This window comes from Kocuria sp. KH4 (assembly GCF_053711175.1).
Window position 1 is genome coordinate 1 of record NZ_JBSJYX010000081.1, and the last position, 384, is coordinate 384.

At 68.0% G+C, this 384-nt stretch carries 1 protein-coding gene; it reads left to right on the top strand.

Annotated features, from left to right (window positions below; all coding sequences use genetic code 11):
- Positions 1-187 (top strand): hypothetical protein (locus tag ACWCOM_RS18565; RefSeq protein WP_454550214.1); only part of this gene is annotated, 187 nt, incomplete at its 5' end.
- Positions 188-384 lie beyond the last annotated feature (197 nt).

Here is a 384-nt window from a genome sequence, read left to right on the forward strand (position 1 = left end):
CGAGGTGGAAGTGCTGCACCTGGCCCGGACCCTCGCCCGCTGGACCTGGCGCAACCTCACCCCAGACCTCACCCACCAACGACGCGAAGCCTGGACCGCTCCGGAGCACCAACAGCGCCGCGCTCAACGCGCTGCTGACAAACGCCGCAACGACCGCACCCACGCATCCAAGGAGCTCTTCCGATGACTGCCGAGACACCCGCACGGCGCACTGTCACCGCCAAGGAGGGAGCAGAAGCCCTGGGCTGATCCACCCGCACCGTTCGTCGCATCGCCGCTGAACCGCGTGATGAGTTCATCAAGCGCTCTCGTGCCCGGCAGGATCGCGCCCTCGAGCTCAAGAACGCCGGCCTGAAGTACCGCGAGAGCGCCGACCGCCTCGAC